This is a genomic window from Heyndrickxia oleronia (genome assembly GCF_017809215.1).
GTDB lineage: Bacteria > Bacillota > Bacilli > Bacillales > Bacillaceae_C > Heyndrickxia > Heyndrickxia oleronia.
Genome location: NZ_CP065424.1, coordinates 4,268,384 through 4,287,174, shown reverse-complemented (window position 1 = coordinate 4,287,174; position 18,791 = coordinate 4,268,384). Strand labels below are relative to the sequence as shown.

Genomic DNA, 18,791 nt, shown 5'->3' with positions numbered 1-18,791 from the left:
TCTTTTATAAATTGGGATTTTGTGCTATAAATTTTAGGGTAATAAATGAAGTAAGCTCTTCTTTCTAACATTGTTGCTATTTTGAGTAAAGTTTTAACGAACTCAGAAAGGAGTTGCAAACTTCATAAGAATAGCTGAATCCTCTATTGGATGTAAAAACCGGCAGTTGGGCTTTCACAAAAGCGACAATCTTTACGAAAACAGCTATGAAGAAAGAAAAAAAACTCCATTTAAAGGAGGAGAAAGATGAATAAAATTTTTGCAATCATGGTTTTTATTGGGGTACCAATTTCAGTAATCGGTTCCTTAATGCATTGGCCAAGCGTTATTATGTTCATTATATATTGTGTAACTATTATTGCATTAGCAAGCTTTATGGGGCGAGCTACAGAAAGCTTAGCTATTGTTGCAGGTCCACGGATTGGTGGACTTTTAAATGCAACTTTTGGAAACGCAGTCGAACTAATTATTTCAATTTTTTCTCTACAGGCAGGATTAACAGGAGTAGTATTGGCTTCATTAACAGGCTCTGTTTTAGGAAATTTACTTCTAGTAGCAGGAATGGCATTTTTTATCGGCGGTGTAAAATACAAGAGACAAAAATTTAATGTATATGATGCACGACATAATTCTGGCTTGTTGATATTTGCAGTCTTAGTTGCTTTTGTCATCCCAGAAGTTTTCTCAGTTAATTTATCAAAAACAGAAACGATGAATCTAAGTGTAGGGATATCTATCACTTTAATTATTTTATATTTGGCTGCATTATTTTTTAAATTAGTCACCCATCGTGGAATATATCAAGACCCGGAAGTAAAACAAGTTGAAGATGAGGAAGAACCGGAATGGGGCAAGTGGAAAGCGATCATTGTTTTAGCGCTTGCTACATTAGCAGTAGCTTATGTTTCTGAAAAATTAGTACATACATTCGAGGCAGTTGGCGAAAGCTTTGGATGGAGTGAATTATTTATTGGTATTGTTATCGTTGCCATTGTAGGTAATGCTGCAGAGCATGCATCAGCCATCTTAATGGCCTATAAGAACAAGATGGATATTGCAGTTGAGATTGCCTTTGGTTCAACACTTCAGGTAGCAATGTTTGTAGCACCGGTATTAGTAATTATCTCACTGCTTTTCAGTCAAAATATGCCACTGGTATTTACACTTCCAGAGTTAGTGGCAATGGCTACTGCCGTGTTATTAACCATTGTTCTTGCTAATGATGGAGAAACAAATTGGTTTGAAGGAGCTACATTATTAGCTGCTTATGTCATTATGGGGATAGGTTTCTATTTATTATAATCGCACATTCCTATTTGTTTAAAGTTAATGTTATATCTATAGAAACGAGTAGGAATTAATAAAAAGCTTTAGTAAATGAAATTGGATGAAATAAAAAAGCCTCTAAGTATGATTCATGAGCTTAGAGGCTTTAACTTTTTATATTCATAAAAATAATTCAGCACGTTCAAAAGGCTATATTGCTTATTTAAATAGTATTAACTAGCAACAAATTTAAGAAAATAAAGACTTGAGAATAACCTCTCATCCATTCCCCCTTTATGAGTTGTGTGCTGCCCTTCAACCCTCCTCTTAAAAAAGTTAATTACAGTATAATGTATTATTTAAAATTTGTAAATATTCAGATTTAATTTTAAAAGAAATCTTCTGATTGATGGATAAATATTTTATTAAGGAAAAAAATAAAAACAAAACCCAATAGAAGTAATGAAAGGAGTCAACAATATGAAATGGCATCGAATTCTTCTAGTGTTTTTATTTGTTCTTTTATTGGCATCACCACAAGCATCAGCTAATAAGAAAAATCTTGTCAATGTAAAAGTAAAAATTCCACCTTCGGTATTAAATATTGCAAAGGAAAATACGTATCCAAATCCAACGCAAGATTTGCCTTATTTACAACCTAGTGATTTTACGAAAAAAATTATAAAAACATCGAAAGAGAAAATTGAGAATCCCAATTTGATTCGAATGCTCAATGAGTCCGCCATAAATAATTCGCCGCTTTCCATTGGTTTTCGTGCGACGATTTATCTTGGGGAATGGCCACTTAATTATGAATCCATTGAAACTGCACCTAACTGGCAATATCAAAAAATAAATACTAATTATTTTGATAATCGTGGGGGAAAAGGAAATTATCAAATTCATTATGTTCAAGAAGCACAAAAAGTAGTTAGGGGTGGCTTAACTGCAAAGGTTGATAAAGCCGAAGATGTAAAAAAAATGATGCTTCTAAAAGCAATGGAAAAATCAAATTTACCACTTTCCTTTGATACGATCATTGGTGGAGGAACAAAAAAAGATCAAGTATATAATATTCCTGCCAAACGTTTAGGGTATCTTTATGGTTATGCACCTGCAATAAATGAAAAAGGCAAGGTCACATATGGTGAGGTGTATTTGGTTATTAAAGGGACAAAAAAGAAAATTGTTGTTAAAAATGTTACTTCACAAGGAATTGGTGCATGGATTCCTATTCAGGATCATGTCTCATTTGGCTTTACAGCAACCGATCACCCAAGATAATTGTTAATGACTGTCATTAAGACAGTCATTTTATTTTTAGAAATGATTAATATAGTGATCAGATGATAAAAGTCTATAAGGAAATAAGCAAAAGAAATGTGTCATTCAAATCAGAGATCAAGACGTAGGGATATCTAAAGAGGATTTAACGAATGTATTTGATCGATTTTAATTGACGCCGTTACAGGAAACATACGCGGTGTTCATAAAGATGTGAGCAATAAAAAATATATAAACCAGGGTCAACATAAGGATCAACAAATCAGTGTAACAAAGACGGCTATTACTGCAGAACAGGCCATATCAATTGCAAAGAAAGAGATTGACGGAACCGTAACAAAGGTTGAAAAAGATGAAGATGGTGGAATCATTAAATATGAAATGAACTTCAATCAAACCAAGGAGAAGTTGATATAGATATTAATGCGAGTATAGGAAAAATAATCGAAATTGATTATGAAGATTAATAGGATACTAAAAATGAGGCAGAGATTCTTCTGCCTCATTTTTAGTAACTAGAATCGATGCATTTTATTTACTAATATTCGCTGATCTTGATTGAAAATCAATGTCTTTATAATATGCATCCTTCACTAACACATTCGGTCCCACACATTGAACTGCTGGACAATGACAATTAAGTGATTGAGCAAGAGGGGACTCCATCCATTTATCATAAAGAGCTGGAAGCGTATCGTATTGAATATTACCTAGCGCAGGTGTATCACCGAAATCAGTAACGATAACATCACCAGTGAAAATATTAACATTTAAACGAGAACGACCATCAGGATCATTACGAACCGTTACATTTTTGCTGCTATACAGTCTTTTTAATAATGTTAAATCCTCTTCTTTTGGGCTACAAGGATAAAACGGAAGCGTTCCAAAAAGCATCCATGTATTTTCGTCCCGAATGTCTAATAAATGATGAATCGCTTCACGTGTTTCCGCTAAAGATAACACCTCTAAATTTGCAGCAAAATCACTAGGATACATAGGATGAACTTCATGACGGGCGCATTTCATATCTTCAACAATTTGCTTATGAATATGTTCTAAATGTGGAAGTGTCCGTTTATTCAACATCGTTTCGGCTGAAACGGTCACGCCCTGCTCAGACAGCAGACGGCTATTTTCAATCATGCGATCAAATAATTTTTTTCGTTGTTCACGTGTAGGTTTACGTGGCATATTGGCAAAACCACCGTCAATAAAATCATCGACAGTACCCCAGTTATGTGAGATGTGAAGAACATCTAAATAAGGGGCGATTAATAGGTAGCGATCTGGATCAAGTGTTAAATTGGAATTAATTTGTGTACGTATCCCGTTATTATGTGCATACTTAAGTAATGGAAGGACATAATTTTCAACGGATTTTTTCGATAGCATTGGTTCTCCACCTGTGATACTTAATGCACGTAAATGTGGAATCTCTTCCAAACGTTGAAGTAATAGATCAAGGGGTAAGGCATTAGGATCCTTTGGTTGCAATGTGTAGCCTACCGCGCAATGCTCACAGCGCATATTACAAAGGGTAGTGGTCGTAAATTCAATATTAGATAGAACAAGACTCCCGTGATCTTTCACATCTAAATAAGCTTCCCATGGGTCATTGGTTGGCGTGATCAATGGAAGTTGTGAAACATTTTGCATAATAAAAGACTCCTCTTATAAAAAATAAAGATACCTTAGTCATTATCAAAAACGAATGACTAAATGTCAATGCTTCAGCCCCTTTTCATAATATTGGATGTTTGATATGATAATAAAACGATGAAAGGAGAGACAGCCTTGGGAAACGCAGTACATGACAAAGACTCACAAGTATTATATTTAAAGAAAAGACTAAATATGTTTTTAGAAGTATTAGAATCCATTGATCCTGAAGATGCCGATTTAGAAGATATCGATCGTCTAATCGAAATGATTGATGATCTTGAATTGAAATGCGAACAATTTAAGAAATAATAATGCTTTCACCTCAAATACTACTTAGATAAAGTTCTAATTAAATATAGGTTGAAGATCGCAACACCCTTCTTTTTATTGGGAAAGAACGGATGTGGAAGCCTGCAGTTAGGTTTTTACAAAAGTAATATACGATGCGAAACTAGCCAATTAAACAGAAATAGCCAAACTTCATTAAAATGTTGTTTGGCTATTTTCATGTCAATCTCACTTTAAAACAATTATTATTAGGAGTATAATGGGAGTTGAAATTATACATATATAATATTCGGATATGAAGGGATAAAGGAGAGGGAAAAATGAATTTGGAAAAGTTTCAAGAGAGCATGTATCAATTAATTGTCGAAACATCTACGAATCTACCAAAAGATGTTCGCAGAGCTGTTAAAAAGGCCAAACAAAGTGAAAGTGCTGGTACACGCGCAGCAATGAGCTTAGGTACGATTACAAATAATATTCAAATGGCAGATGAGAATATTTCACCGATTTGTCAAGATACCGGACTTCCTACCTTTAAAATTAAAACTCCTGTTGGGGTTAACCAAATTAAAATCAAAGAAGCAATCTATAATGCAATTGCACTGGCAACTAAAGATGCGAAACTTCGTCCAAATTCAGTAGACTCATTGACTGGCAAAAACAGTGGTGATAACCTTGGCGGAGGAACACCAGTTATTAAATTTGATCAATGGGAAAACGATTACATTGATGTACGTTTAATACTAAAAGGTGGCGGATGTGAGAACAAAAATATCCAATACAGTCTACCATGTGAATTAGAAGGCCTTGGTCGTGCTGGACGTGATCTCGACGGAATTCGTAAATGTATTCTACACTCCGTATACCAAGCACAAGGTCAAGGCTGTAGTGCTGGATTTATCGGTGTTGGTATCGGTGGCGACCGTTCATCTGGTTATGATTTAGCAAAGGAACAACTATTCCGTTCTGTAGAAGATGTAAATCCTCATGAGGATTTACGCAAACTTGAAGATTATATAATGGAAAATGCAAATAAGCTTGGAATCGGTACCATGGGATTTGGTGGGGAAACAACGCTTTTAGGTTGTAAAATTGGTGTTATGAATCGAATCCCTGCTAGTTTCTTTGTATCTGTAGCATATAATTGCTGGGCATTCCGTCGTTTAGGAGTGAAAGTAAATCCTGAAACAGGTGATATCCAGGAATGGCTATATCAAGACGGTGAAAAAATTGAATTTGCAAATGAAGCAGAAAATGAAGTAGCAGCAACAAAAGAGGAAACCAATATTATCACATTAAAGGCACCTATCACAGAAGAACAAATCCGCGAACTAAAAGTGGGAGATGTTGTTCGAATTGATGGAAGAATGTATACAGGTCGCGATGCCATTCATAAATACCTAATGGACAATGATGCACCTGTAGATTTAAATGGTCAAGTGATTTACCATTGTGGGCCAGTAATGGCTAAAGATGAGGAAGGTAATTGGACAGTTAAAGCGGCTGGTCCAACAACTTCAATCCGTGAGGAGCCTTATCAAGGTGACATTATGAAGAAATTCGGAATTCGTGCAGTAATCGGAAAAGGCGGAATGGGACCAAAAACTCTTGCAGCTCTTCAAGAACATGGCGGTGTGTACTTAAATGCAATTGGTGGGGCAGCACAATACTATGCTGACTGTATTAAAAAAGTTGATGGTGTGGATCTTACTGAGTTCGGTATTCCGGAAGCAATGTGGCATTTAAATGTTGAAGGCTTCACTGCCGTTGTAACAATGGATTCACATGGAAATAGTCTACATGCAGATGTTGATAAGTCTTCATTAGAAAAATTAGCGCAATTTAAAGAGCCTGTGTTTAAATAATAGGTAAATAAAGGTTGTGTGTGAAAGGGTATCCTTTTAACACACAACCTTTTTTCATATAACGTTATTATCCTTCATACGTTTGCTATAGATAGTATTTAATAAGGAGGAGTTGGAATGAACCAAATAGATACAATTTGTCATCAGTTTGGAACAATTCTTCGCGGAAAGGGTAAAGCGAGTGAAGAAGGGTGTACTGTTGAATTACATCGTCAATTTCATGTTACTGTCCAAGGGAAATCAAGTAAATCTGTTGTTCCCGCAGGCTTTACCTTTGAATCACTTGATCAATATGGAAATGCTCTTAATTTAGGAGAAATCGCTATATTAGAAGAGGAGATACCCGCTTTTACCCATTCCATAGTCCAACAAGGAATTACAATTAGTGCTCTACATAATCACTGGATCTTCATGAAACCCAATCTCTTATATCTTCATATTCAATCTGTCGAGCCCCCATTAAACTTTGCAAGAAAGGTTGCCCATTCCTTTCAATTTTTGCGTAGCTATCCCATTTCAAAAGACTAGTACTTGAAGAAGTGGTCTTCAGCTAATAGTTAATAGTCAAACTTTACTTAAATAGCAACAATGTTTGTGAAAAGAGCCTAATTCAAAATTTTGATTGCGAAGTATCTCTCCATACTCGTGCGTACAGACTATTTTTTCGGAGTATGGAGTTTTTTAATCAAATACAGAGGTAGAGACACTTATAAAAATTGGACATGCTTTCTATCATTAAGATTCATCTTTCGACCATAAGAGCAAGAATAAGGACGAAATAAGTAAACTGACTTTGATAAAATGGTACAACAATAAACTAAATGGTTAAAATTATTGCTTTTATAATAATAAATACGACACAATTAAATGAAGTATGATAAAAGGAGGAAATAGCACTCTATGGCTGATCTCAATCTTTCTTTTGATGAAATGTGGGAAAAAATAATGGCTTGTGATCAAACCTATGATGGGTTATTTTATACAGCTGTTAAAACGACAAAGATCTACTGTCGTCCTTCATGTAGATCAAGAAAACCCAAAAAAATAAATGTTGAGTTTTATCATGATATTGAAATGGTTGAAAAGGCAGGCTATCGAGCGTGTAAAAGATGCCAGCCAGAGGTTGAGCAATCCCCGAATACTGCAATCGTTAAAGCGGTAATAAGCTTTCTAATCAATCATTATACACAAAGGCTTGTTTTAAACGATATTGCAGAGAATGTTGGGATAAGTCCGTTTTATCTAGAAAGACTTTTTAAACAAGAAACCAATGAGACTCCAAGAGCTTATTTAGAAAGAATTAGGATTGATAAAGCAGCCCATCTTCTTAAAAACACTCAACTTTCAAATCTAGACATTTGTTATGGTGTGGGATTCCATAGTCCTTCTAATTTTTATCGAGCATTTCGGCGAGTGAAAAATTGTTCTCCAAGTGAATTTAGAAATAAGGAAGGGAGTGATGAGAATGGAATGGGTGGATCATGAGACATTTCTTGAAATTTCACTTCCTGAGGAATTCAATTTTTATGAATTGCTCGTTTTTCTTGGGAGATCCGAGTATGAGCTACTGCATCGTATCGTGGAAAATGAACTTTACAAGCTGTTAAAAATAGATCAAAAAATGATTTTAATCAGGATCAGTAATCGCAATTCTACACTCAAAGTTGAATTTTTATCAGGAGAGCCAGGTTCTAATGAACGTGAACAAATTGTTGCTTATATCTATGAATGGTTTGATCTAGAAAAAGATTTAACAAGTTTTTATAGTATGGCAAATGAAGATCACATTTTATCCCCACTCGTGAAAAAATATGCTGGACTGCGGATGATCGGTATACCAGATTTATTTGAAGCATTAACTTGGGCAATTATCGGCCAGCAAATTAATCTTACTTTTGCCTATACATTAAAAAGTCGGCTTGTTACACAATTTGGAGAAAAACTAGTATGGAATGGGGAAACCTACTGGCTTCATCCTTCTGCTCAAAGAATTGCTTTATTAGAAGTTGAGGATTTAAAAAAACTCCAATTTACAACGCGGAAGTCAGAATATATTCTTGATATTGCAAAGTTAATTACAGAAGGAGTTTTAACGAAGACAAGTTTAAAAAATTTACAGGATAATCATGCGGTACATGAAACATTAATGGCTATTAGAGGGGTTGGAGCTTGGACAGCCGATTATGTGATGATGAAATGTCTTAATGACCCAAGTGCATTTCCAATTGCTGATGTGGGACTGCATAATGCATTAAAAATTCAGCTTGAATTGGAACGAAAGCCAACCATCGAAGAAATAAAAGAAATCGCAACAAACTGGAGCGGGTGGCAAGCCTATGCTACATTTTATTTATGGAGGTCTTTGTATGAATAAAGTAGAAAAAATCTATTATGAATCCCCAATTGGAATCGTGGAAATTGCAGGGGACAATAAAGCAATCCATTCGATTCTGTTTATAGACCAAGATGTATCGTTTCGCTCTATTTCAGCAAAAACTCCTAAGGTTCTAATAGATTGCTATGAGGAGCTAGATGAATATTTTAAAGGAGAACGACAAAGCTTTACTTTTCCATTAGCATATGACGGGACAGATTTTCAGAAAAGCGTCTGGAATGCGTTGACCAAAATTAACTATGCTGAAACCTGTTCGTATAGGGATATTGCAGTCTCGATAGGGAATGAAAAGGCCGTAAGAGCTGTAGGAACTGCAAATGGTAAAAATAAATTAAGCATCGTGATTCCTTGTCATCGAATTATTGGAGCAAATGGAACGTTAACTGGATATGCTGGTGGACTGTGGAGAAAAGAATGGTTGCTAAACCATGAGAAGGCTAATAAAAAATAAATAACCATCATCGTATTCAGAATCTTGTGTTAAAATAAATAATAAAGGAGTGATCGCATGCAAAATCGTCCTAATCCCGGTGAATACGATCCTTTTTATACAGGATATATTGAATTAGTACCAGAGGGCAATATTGTTCAGATACTTAGTGAACAAATACGTGAAACCATCCATATGTTAAATGGGCTTTCAGAGGATCAAAGCCAGTTTAGCTATGAGTGTGGAAAATGGACCATCAAGGAAGTGTTAGGCCATATGGCGGATACTGAGCGAATTATGGCATATCGGCTTCTTTGTATTGCTCGAGGAGAAACGATTTCACTTCCAGGATTTGAAGAAAATTTATATGTACAAAATGCCGCATTTAACGAGCAATCTTTGCAAGAGCTTCTAGAAAATTTATATGTAATTCGCCAATCGACGACTAACTTACTTAAAGGTTTAAAGGAAGTGGCATGGGTCCGGAAAGGGAATGCCAATCATTCGGAGGTAACAGTTCGTGCAATTGCATACATAATTGCTGGACATGAAAAGCATCATCGTAACATCTTAAAAGATCGATATATGGGTTCAAAAGATTATCCATTATCCTAACATCAAAATGATTCAAGGAGAGATGTTATTTGACAGATTTATTTTTCCAAACTCCACCGAGATTAGAAAATGAGAACATTAAATTAATACCTATGGAGTTCGATCATGCCAAACCTCTATTTGCAATAAACAGCTCAAACCATTGGGCATATATGTTAACCGTAGTTGAAACGGAGAAAGAAATGCAGGAATGGGTCATGAATGCGATTAAAGAACGGGAACAAAATATCTCGTTACCCTTTGTCGTTATTCTGAAAGATAGCAATCAAGTAGCTGGAACGACAAAAATGAGCTTAATTAATTTTGCCCAAAAATCATGTGAGATTGGATCAACCTGGTATGGAGCCGATTTCCAAAGAACATTTGTCAACACAGATTGCAAACTACTTCTTCTATCCTATTGTTTTGAAGAATTGCAGATGATTCGAGTGCAATTAAAAACAGATGAACGAAACCTCCGTTCTCAGAAAGCGATTGAACGATTAGGTGCTGTTAAGGAAGGAGTCTTAAGAAATGAAAGGATTCTCGCTAACGGTTATATTCGGAACGCCGTTTTGTATTCCATCACCAATCAAGAATGGTCAAATGTAAAAAGAAAATTAATTGAAAAAAGGAATTCATATTCGAATTAATTTCTCAAAATAAATGTAGCGAAATAACCTTTTAGCATTGTAATTTGGAGATTTAAGGAGAAATCAGAATGTCAGTACAGCTCAAAGCAGTAACTAGAGATAACTGGGAAGAGGCTTTAGCTTTAAAGGTTTCGGATCATCAACAAGTATTTGTTCCATCAGTTGCCGTCTCTTTGGCAAAAGTATTCATTAAACCTGATGGGAAAAATGTAGAATATCTACCATTTGCGATCTATGACAACGAGACAATGGTAGGATTTATCATGCATGCTTATGAAGAATCGACGAGTAATATGTATTGGATTAATGGATTTTTTATTGATCATATCCATCAAAATAAGGGATATGGAAAGCAATCAATGATTGAGATGATTCGCTGGATTCTTCAACGTTTTCCCCAATGTCAGGAAATTCGCTTGACTGTTCACAAAGAGAATGAACTTGCCCGCCGATTGTATAAGGATTTAGGTTTCTTTCCTTTAGGACAGTCAGTTGGGGATGAAGAAATCATGAAATTGGAAATAAGTAAAAGTAGTTTGTTTGGTAGAAAAATCTGAGATTTAATTACAATGTTTATTCGAAAGAAGGAATGCTATGATTTATGAGGTTAATGGAGAGCAAAGAAAAAATCTAAGTTCAATGTTTGCTAGCATGGATAGTACGATCATACTTTCTGCTCTTCAAGGTCATATGGGCAGAGTATGGGTAGATGATTTAGAAAATCCAACTGCTGCACAAGTGACGGTAGGAATATTTGTTTTTTATGCAGGAAATCCTTCTTCAAAGGGAGCAGAAGAACTTCTATACAACTTGCCTGATTTTACACTTGCTATTGTAGAAACGGATGAATGGAAAAGCCTTATTGAAGAAGTACATAATGGAAGATTTGAGAAGTTTCAAAGATATCAATTCATAAAAAATCTAGAACATCTTGACATAAGATATATGGAAGAATTATCAAATGCTGTACCAAAGGGATATGAGCTAGTTAAAATTGATGCTACTATAGCAAAAAACTCATCACTTCATAAGTTGTCGGAGGATTTTATTAGTCAATTTGATTCAATTGCTGATTTTATAGATCGTGGTATAGGTTTTGCTGTATTAAAAAATGGAAAAGTAGTTTGTGGGGCAACATCTTTCAGCATTTATGATGAAGGAATTGAGATTGAAATTGCTACTCATCCTGAGTATAGAAGGAAAGGCTTAGCTAGGATAACAGCCGCCGCATTGATAAAGGAATGTCTGGAGCGAGGATTATATCCAAGCTGGGATGGTGCTAATATTGAATCCGTTAAATTAGCCCAGAAGTTAGGATACCGATTAAAAGGATCGTATGATACCTATTTTATAGATAAATAAAGATAATCATACATAAGACTGCACCTTCATGTGAGAAAAAATAATTGGACGTGCAGTTAATAGAGTTTAATGAGCATAGTCATACTCCAAATAAATTGACTTATCCACAAAAAAAGACAGATAGAAAATTAGTTTCCTCTAAAATATGTGTAAAAATTCTATTTATTTTCAATATTGTCCACAATATCAACAGTTTCATCCACAAAAACCATAATCATCCACAGGAAAAAGAACGTGTAATAAGAAAACGAATTATTTATCCACAATAGCAAAGGACTGGAAGATTTTATCTAGCATATCTAAGCTACCTACGAAAAAAATAAGAGTAAAAAGTAGGTGACAGAATGAAAAAATGGTTAATATTGATAAACGTAATTCTCCTAGCAGGAATACTTTCAAATCCAGTATCTGCTGCTTCCAATTTTCCTGTTCATTGGGGATTTAATAAAGGAAAAAATGAACAGCAAGCGGAGGCAGGAGCAAAATATGATGAACTTTTAAAAAAATATCATGCATTTTATAAAGGAAATCCAAATGATAAGGTTCTCTATTTAACCTTTGATAATGGATATGAAAATGGCTATACACCAAAAGTTTTAGATGTCCTAAAGAAGGAAAAAGTACCTGCTATCTTTTTTGTAACAGGGCATTACCTAAAATCAAAGCCTGATCTAGTAAAGAGAATGGTAGCTGAAGGACATATTGTTGGTAATCACTCATGGAGCCATCCGGATTTAACCCAAGTTTCAGATGAAAAATTAAGAGAAGAACTACGAAAAGTCAAAGATGAAACGGCTCGAATTACTAAACAAAAAGAAATGCTATATTTACGCCCTCCGAGAGGGATCTTAAGTGAGCGAACTATGCAATTAGCAAATGATGAAGGATATACCCATGTTCTTTGGTCCCTTGCCTTTAGAGATTGGAATGTCGACCAACAACAAGGGTGGAAATACTCCTATGATAATATTATGGCTCAAGTTCATCCAGGGGCGGTAATGCTTCTCCACACTGTTTCAAAAGATAATGCAGATGCATTAGAAAAAGTGATTAAAGATTTAAAAGCAAAGGGTTATCAATTTAAAAGTTTGGATGACTATATGGTAAAAGAGAGAGGAAAAAAGCCAAATAAATAAGTTAACCGATGTTAAGTTTCGGACATCATGTTCGAGACTTTTCTTTTTTACACAATGTCCCTCTGAATTCTTGCCCATCCTACTTTGTGATATAATACAGAAAAAACGTAGCCATGTGATAGCGGAGTGATAATTTTTGAAAAATGATAAAGATCTTTTAATAAAAGTAAAGCAACAGTTTCCATTAACAATTAAACGTTTAGGAATAAATGGTGAGGGTGTCGGCTATTTCAAAAAGAAGGTAGTATTTGTCCCAGGTGCTTTACCTGGTGAAGAAGTAGTTGTAGAAGTAACAAAAGCCCATCCTAAATTTGCAGAAGCCATCGTCAAAAAGGTACGAAAACGTTCAGAACATCGAGTAAAAGCTCCATGTATTGTTTATGAACAATGTGGTGGTTGCCAGCTTCAGCATTTAGAATATTCCCAGCAGTTGAAAGAAAAACGAGATATCCTCATTCAAGCATTGGAGCGTCATACTCGATTTAATATAGAAGAAATGGACATTCGACCAACCATTGGAATGGACAACCCGTGGCATTATCGGAATAAAAGCCAATTCCAATTGGGAGAGGATCATGGGAAAGTTATCGCTGGTATGTATAGTATTGACTCCCATCGATTGATTAATATACCAGAATGCATCGTTCAACAGCCTGTTACAAATAAAGTAACAAATATCGTCAAACAAATTTTAGCAGATTTTAGAGTGCCAATTTATAATGAAAAGACTCGAAAAGGCATTGTACGAACCATTGTCACTCGAGTAGGTGTTCAAACAGGTCAAGTTCAGGTTATGCTAGTAACAGCAAGAAAAGAACTGCCTCGTAAAGAAGCCATTTTATCAGAAATAAAAAAACGATTACCTGAAGTTGTATCAGTGATGCAAAATGTTAATCCAAAACGAACCTCTATTATTCTTGGGGATGAAACCATCCATTTAGCAGGTGATAAAATTGTAGAGGAACGTTTAGAGGAATTTACCTATGAACTGTCTGCACGAGCATTTTTTCAATTAAACCCTGCACAAACCGTCATCCTTTACAATGAAGTCAAAGAGGCTGCAGCATTAACAGGAAATGAAAAAATTGTTGATGCCTACTGTGGAGTAGGAACTATTGGGCTTTGGCTTGCAGATAAAGCAGGTGAAATTCGAGGAATGGATGTAATACCAGAGGGAATTGAAGATGCGAAGAAAAATGCAAGGAAGCACGAAAGAAAAAATGCATCTTATTTCACTGGAAAAGCAGAAGATCTCATGCTTAAATGGGTAAAAGAAGGCTGGAGACCAGATGTGGTAGTAGTTGATCCCCCGAGAACTGGGTGTGATGAAAAGTTTCTTGACACAATCTTGAAAGTAAAGCCGAAAAAGTTTATTTATGTATCATGTAATCCATCAACCCTTGCGAAGGATTTGCAGATGTTGGGAAAGAAGTATGAGGTTGAATATTTGCAGCCAGTAGATATGTTTCCACAAACGGCACATGTAGAAGTAGTTGGAAAACTCGTATTGAAAAACTAAGAAGCTGCCAGTTGCCGCCTGCACGAAATCGTCAGGTGGTAACTTGGCAGCTTTAAAACTTTACAATAAAAAAAACTTCTTTATCAAAATAGGTGAATATATTTACGAGTTTTACATAATGTTCTTGAAAACCTTACTCGAAAATAGATTGGTATTGATAGATTGAACAAGTAGAAGTTCTTTGATGAAATGAATTTTTTCAGGTTGGAAGCTTCTAGAAATATGTTATCCTTGATAAAAGGAGTGGGTTATATGGAAATTCGTGAAAAGAGATAGCTCTGAATTTAAAATTCGAAATATTTAGATTACCATAACTAAACATTTAGGAGGATGACTATGAATGTGAATAGTAAAGATAGAATAAATAAAATAGAGGAAGTCCAAGCAAAAGAGCAATTTTCAGGAACATTTTATGCAATTTCAAATGGGGATAAGTTAACGGGGAGTTATGGTTATGCAAATCGTGCTGAAAAAATTAAAAATCAAATAAACACGAGATTCGGGATAGCTTCAGGTTGTAAAATTTTTACCTCCATAGCCATTTGTCAACTAATTGAAAAGGGGAAAATAAATTTTGATACTAAGCTTAAAGAATGCTTGAGTTTTGAATTTCCTTATTTTGATGAAGAAATAACCATTCATCATCTATTAACCCATACATCAGGTATACCAGATTATTTCGATGAAGATGTGATGGATGACTTCGAGGAGTTATGGGAATCGATGCCTATGTATAATCTACGAAGGTTACAAGACTTTTTACCATTGTTTCAAAATGAAAAAATGACAACTGAGCTAGGTACCTTTCATTATAATAATTCTGGTTATATATTATTGGGTCTGATAGTAGAAGAAGTTAGTGGCCTTGTTTTTAGTGATTACATTCAGCAATTTATCTTTAAAAAAGCAAGTATGACGGATTCCGGATATTTTGAAATGGATGATTTGCCTGGCCGAGTGGCTCTTGGTTATATAAAAAAGCCTGATGGTGGATGGCGAACAAATATTTATTCATTGCCAGTTAAAAGTTCTTCTGATGGGGGTGCTTATGTAACAGCTGAAGATATGATCTCTTTTTGGGATGCTCTAATGAATGCTCGACTGTTAACGAAAGAAATGACTCAAACTTTGTTAACTCCACGTGTGCAGGTAAAAGATGATATTTATTATGGTTATGGGGGATATATGCAAACCAATTCGGAACATGTCGAAAAATACATTTTAATGGGCTATGACCCTGGTGTGAATTTTCGCTCTGTTCATTACCCTAATAGAAACCTTACGATTGTCGTTTGTTCGAATAAATCTGATGGTGCTTATGAAATGATAAAAACTATTGAAGCTAGTTATTAAAAAATAATTAACTAAAAAAATCTGTATACAATAAAAAAACATGGGCTTGGTATAAACTTACCGAACCCATGTACAAAAGTTGTTTAATATCTCAGTAGGGCATAACCTAATTATAAAGATTTTAATCACAACAAATCATCTTTGTTAATAAATATAGAATGTAGAGACAAAATAAGCTTTCTTTGATTTTAGGTTAGTTAACCATCATACCAGGCATCATGTGAAGTGACATGTTTTGCGATTGAACCTGGGTATTTATTGGATACCCATGATAATGGTGAGCATGATGAGCATGATGATGAATTGGATGTTCATGGTGATGCATCATTCCACCACAACAAGGATATCCCATCATTTGATGCCCTGCTCCATAAGCAGGATGCCCCATTAACCATTCATGACCAACTCCATATGCAGGAGATCCATATCCCATCATATAGGGATTATAACCCATTCCATAACTTCCGAATACTGGATTCATTTTTTTCACCCTTTTCATTGTAGTAAACTTATAACCAATTACATGCTATGCTATTAACCTAGGAAAGGAGCTTACTTTTATTAAAATGGGTGAATACCTAAAAATAAAGGGATGGTTCCTTACTTTTTTGAAGCAGGAGAACCGTCCCTATGCTTCCAGAACAGGAATGGTTATAAGGAATGTTGTGCCTTTACCTTTTCGACTTTCAATATCAATGCTTCCTTTTAGTTTATTAATGGTGCTGTATACCATGAGCATGCCGAGGCCGGTGCCTTTTTCTTTTGTTGAGTAATAGGGTTGACCTAGGTGGGAGATTTGATCTCTTGTCATTCCGATTCCGGTATCTTGAATTTTGATCAGGATCTTTTGTTTCTTTTCTGAGATGTCGATCGTTAACGTTCCTCCGCCTGTCTCTTTCATTGCTTCAATTCCGTTTTTATATAAATTAATTAAACACTGTTGAATTTGATTCCGATCATATCGGGTAAATAAAGTATTTGTAAAATGAAATTGAACCTCTACTTGATGCATGGTAGCAAAGGGAATAATCAAATCTTTTGTATATTCAGTTTCTGTGAAGAGATTGGAATAAACCATATTTTCAGATTGAGGCTTCGCGAACGAAAGATAATCACTCACAATTTTTTCGGCTCGATGCAATTCTTGCAAAGAGAGTTCAATATATCGTTTTTCCTCATTTGTGATGGTAGTTGACTGTTTTAATAATTGTAAAAAACCACTAGTTACTGTAAGCGGATTTCTTATTTCATGGGAAACGCTAGCTGACAATTCACTCACAACATTTAATCGTTCCGAGTGGACAAACTGTTCGCGATTTTTAATATTGGCGATAATTTGTTCAATTAAAATCATTATAATAAGCATTGCTCCGACATTTGTTATAAATGTGAGAAGGCCTACATACCAGAATTCACTATTTAAGCTGTTAAAGAAAGTACTTAATGAGGTTAAGTAAATACATGCTATTAGTGAGCAAACAAAACCTGCGAATAGTACCCGTTTTTTTGAAGATAGCTTAATAAACTTACGATTAAACAACGGTATTAAGATAAAAATGATGGTTGAAAAAAGAAAGGATTGGAATGTTCCTTCTCCCCCAACGTAAAAGCGATAGAGATTTAATAATATATAGAGTGGCCAAACAGCTTTATATCCACCAAATAGGGCCACGATGATAAATGGGATATACCGAAGGTCAATAATAAATCCTAGTTTTATTTTGATAGGCATTGTTATGCAAAGAATCATCGTCACTGCCGAAAGCAAAACAAGTACGAACTTATTATTAGAATGTGGCCTATGTTCAAAAAAAATAAGAAAGATTAATACTGGAATTAATAGAAATAAAAAGTTTAATAATAATGTTTCTAACAATGTTGAGCTTCCTTTCGGATATATTCATGTCCTTCTTAATTGATGAGTCTTTGTATTAATATATCTATATTATATTAGCAAATATGGATCATTACATTATATTATAAATCGTAGAAAGCAAAAAAAGCGATTGGACATTCTATCCAGTCGCTTTCTTCATTCCAAATAAGTAGGTTAAAGCAGGAATCGTCTTTTGCTAAGTCCTACTGCTGGCGTCTTTACACCTGATTAAGGTTTTAGCGTTCTTATGAAGTTTGTAGCTCATTGAAGTGAAAATGAAAAGACTTGTCTTCATTTAAACAGAAAAGAGAGCCTTATTTATAATATATAACTAAAGCACAAAGCATAATGATGAGTGTAATGCTTCCAGTGACAAACAAATAGTTATACCTGAAAGTAATTAATTTTGATAAAGGTCTTCGATCTTTATCGGTCATCCGACTAAAAACATGCTGAAAACTTGCAAAGACAACATCAAAGAAACCTTTATTAACGACGAAAACAGTTAATGATAATAATAGGTAAAGAAAGCCTACAATAAAGGAAACATTAATATATGTCAGAAGATTAATGGAATGGTATGTAATAAGAGAAAGTATAAAAATTAATAGTTGTGTTGCAATTAACCAAATGGAGTATTTCCTAAACATGTCATCACCTCTTTCTAGTCCATGCAAATTTATAACAAGGCAGTTTTCGTATAGTTTGTTACTTTTGTAAAAGCCCTACTGCCGGCTTTTACACTTAATAAAGGTTCAGCGTTCTTATATAGTTTGCAGCTCTTTTCACAGTGGAGTGAGGGACATGTCACTTTTTAACATATATTTATTGGTTAAAAGATGATCTAAATAGCAACATTGTTTAAGAAAAGAGCATTTTAACATAGATGTTTTTCAGTTAATTTGTAAAATGAACATCTACTCCTTAATTTATTCCCAAAAATTAAGTATTAAAAAATTATAATGTAGTTTTAATTTAAAATAAACTGATAAACAGAAACTTAAATATTAGGACTAAAGACATTATTCTATAAATATTAAATTATCTAAATATATTATATTGTCAGAAATGTAACTATGCTAAAATAGCATGTAAAAAGCATATA

At 34.6% G+C, this 18,791-nt stretch carries 20 protein-coding genes; 16 read left to right on the top strand and 4 right to left on the bottom strand.

What is annotated here, in order from left to right; genetic code table 11:
- Positions 1–246: 246 nt before the first annotated feature.
- From cax to I5818_RS21455, 3 genes are all read left to right on the top strand, one after another.
- Complete coding sequence (cax, locus tag I5818_RS21465) at positions 247–1,302, top strand: calcium/proton exchanger (protein WP_058006813.1); 1,056 nt, start codon at positions 247–249, stop codon at positions 1,300–1,302.
- A 444-nt stretch (positions 1,303–1,746) separates the two neighbouring features.
- Positions 1,747–2,550: a YfkD famly protein gene (locus I5818_RS21460; RefSeq protein WP_058006814.1), complete on the top strand. Its 804-nt coding sequence runs from the start codon at positions 1,747–1,749 to the stop codon at positions 2,548–2,550.
- A 213-nt stretch (positions 2,551–2,763) separates the two neighbouring features.
- Positions 2,764–2,967 carry a PepSY domain-containing protein gene (locus I5818_RS21455; RefSeq protein WP_169846930.1) on the top strand — a complete coding sequence of 68 codons (204 nt, stop codon included), beginning with the start codon at positions 2,764–2,766 and terminating at the stop codon, positions 2,965–2,967.
- 114 nt (positions 2,968–3,081) lie between these two features.
- On the opposite strand, the gene yfkAB is transcribed toward I5818_RS21455, so the two are convergent.
- Entirely contained in the window at positions 3,082–4,209 is a 1,128-nt protein-coding gene (gene yfkAB / locus I5818_RS21450; protein ID WP_071975597.1) for a radical SAM/CxCxxxxC motif protein YfkAB, read from the bottom strand.
- A gap of 138 nt (positions 4,210–4,347) precedes the next feature.
- Here yfkAB and I5818_RS21445 point away from each other — a divergent pair, with 138 nt between their 5' ends.
- From I5818_RS21445 to I5818_RS21385, 13 genes are all read left to right on the top strand, one after another.
- Positions 4,348–4,524 (top strand): SE1561 family protein, encoded by a 177-nt coding sequence (locus I5818_RS21445; RefSeq protein ID WP_169793010.1) that lies wholly within the window; start codon positions 4,348–4,350, stop codon positions 4,522–4,524.
- A 299-nt stretch (positions 4,525–4,823) separates the two neighbouring features.
- The gene (locus I5818_RS21440; RefSeq protein WP_058006358.1) at positions 4,824–6,368 is read left to right on the top strand and encodes a fumarate hydratase; all 1,545 of its coding nucleotides are present in this window, start codon (positions 4,824–4,826) and stop codon (positions 6,366–6,368) included.
- A 117-nt stretch (positions 6,369–6,485) separates the two neighbouring features.
- Positions 6,486–6,896 (top strand): DUF1259 domain-containing protein, encoded by a 411-nt coding sequence (locus I5818_RS21435; protein ID WP_058006359.1) that lies wholly within the window; start codon positions 6,486–6,488, stop codon positions 6,894–6,896.
- Between the two features lie 372 nt (positions 6,897–7,268).
- Positions 7,269–7,853: a bifunctional transcriptional activator/DNA repair enzyme AdaA gene (locus I5818_RS21430; RefSeq protein WP_078109711.1), complete on the top strand. Its 585-nt coding sequence runs from the start codon at positions 7,269–7,271 to the stop codon at positions 7,851–7,853.
- The gene (locus I5818_RS21425; RefSeq protein WP_058006361.1) at positions 7,834–8,742 is read left to right on the top strand and encodes a DNA-3-methyladenine glycosylase family protein; all 909 of its coding nucleotides are present in this window, start codon (positions 7,834–7,836) and stop codon (positions 8,740–8,742) included. The genes I5818_RS21430 and I5818_RS21425 overlap by 20 nt, the downstream gene beginning before the upstream one ends.
- Positions 8,735–9,214 carry a methylated-DNA--[protein]-cysteine S-methyltransferase gene (locus tag I5818_RS21420; protein ID WP_058006362.1) on the top strand — a complete coding sequence of 160 codons (480 nt, stop codon included), beginning with the start codon at positions 8,735–8,737 and terminating at the stop codon, positions 9,212–9,214. The genes I5818_RS21425 and I5818_RS21420 overlap by 8 nt, the downstream gene beginning before the upstream one ends.
- Positions 9,215–9,271: 57 nt before the next feature.
- The gene (locus tag I5818_RS21415) at positions 9,272–9,808 is read left to right on the top strand and encodes a DinB family protein (RefSeq protein WP_058006363.1); all 537 of its coding nucleotides are present in this window, start codon (positions 9,272–9,274) and stop codon (positions 9,806–9,808) included.
- A gap of 29 nt (positions 9,809–9,837) precedes the next feature.
- Positions 9,838–10,440 (top strand): GNAT family N-acetyltransferase, encoded by a 603-nt coding sequence (locus I5818_RS21410; RefSeq protein ID WP_058006364.1) that lies wholly within the window; start codon positions 9,838–9,840, stop codon positions 10,438–10,440.
- 68 nt (positions 10,441–10,508) lie between these two features.
- A complete protein-coding gene (locus I5818_RS21405) occupies positions 10,509–10,997 on the top strand; it encodes a GNAT family N-acetyltransferase (RefSeq protein ID WP_078109710.1) in 489 nt (162 codons plus the stop codon).
- A gap of 37 nt (positions 10,998–11,034) precedes the next feature.
- Positions 11,035–11,802, top strand: coding sequence for a GNAT family N-acetyltransferase (locus I5818_RS21400; protein WP_078109709.1), 768 nt, complete (start codon positions 11,035–11,037; stop codon positions 11,800–11,802).
- A gap of 344 nt (positions 11,803–12,146) precedes the next feature.
- Positions 12,147–12,938, top strand: a complete 792-nt coding sequence (gene pdaA / locus I5818_RS21395) for a delta-lactam-biosynthetic de-N-acetylase (protein WP_071977665.1) — start codon at positions 12,147–12,149, stop codon at positions 12,936–12,938.
- 136 nt (positions 12,939–13,074) lie between these two features.
- A complete protein-coding gene (gene rlmD, locus I5818_RS21390) occupies positions 13,075–14,457 on the top strand; it encodes a 23S rRNA (uracil(1939)-C(5))-methyltransferase RlmD (protein ID WP_071977666.1) in 1,383 nt (460 codons plus the stop codon).
- 330 nt (positions 14,458–14,787) lie between these two features.
- Complete coding sequence (locus I5818_RS21385) at positions 14,788–15,810, top strand: serine hydrolase domain-containing protein (protein WP_078109708.1); 1,023 nt, start codon at positions 14,788–14,790, stop codon at positions 15,808–15,810.
- A 193-nt stretch (positions 15,811–16,003) separates the two neighbouring features.
- On the opposite strand, the gene I5818_RS21380 is transcribed toward I5818_RS21385, so the two are convergent.
- The 3 genes from I5818_RS21380 to I5818_RS21370 form a co-directional block, all read right to left on the bottom strand.
- Positions 16,004–16,291, bottom strand: coding sequence for a hypothetical protein (locus I5818_RS21380; RefSeq protein ID WP_058006369.1), 288 nt, complete (start codon positions 16,289–16,291; stop codon positions 16,004–16,006).
- Positions 16,292–16,438: 147 nt separating this feature from the next.
- Complete coding sequence (locus I5818_RS21375; protein WP_058006370.1) at positions 16,439–17,686, bottom strand: ATP-binding protein; 1,248 nt, start codon at positions 17,684–17,686, stop codon at positions 16,439–16,441.
- 314 nt (positions 17,687–18,000) lie between these two features.
- Entirely contained in the window at positions 18,001–18,336 is a 336-nt protein-coding gene (locus tag I5818_RS21370; RefSeq protein ID WP_058006371.1) for a DUF3899 domain-containing protein, read from the bottom strand.
- Between the last annotated feature and the right edge of the window lie 455 nt (positions 18,337–18,791).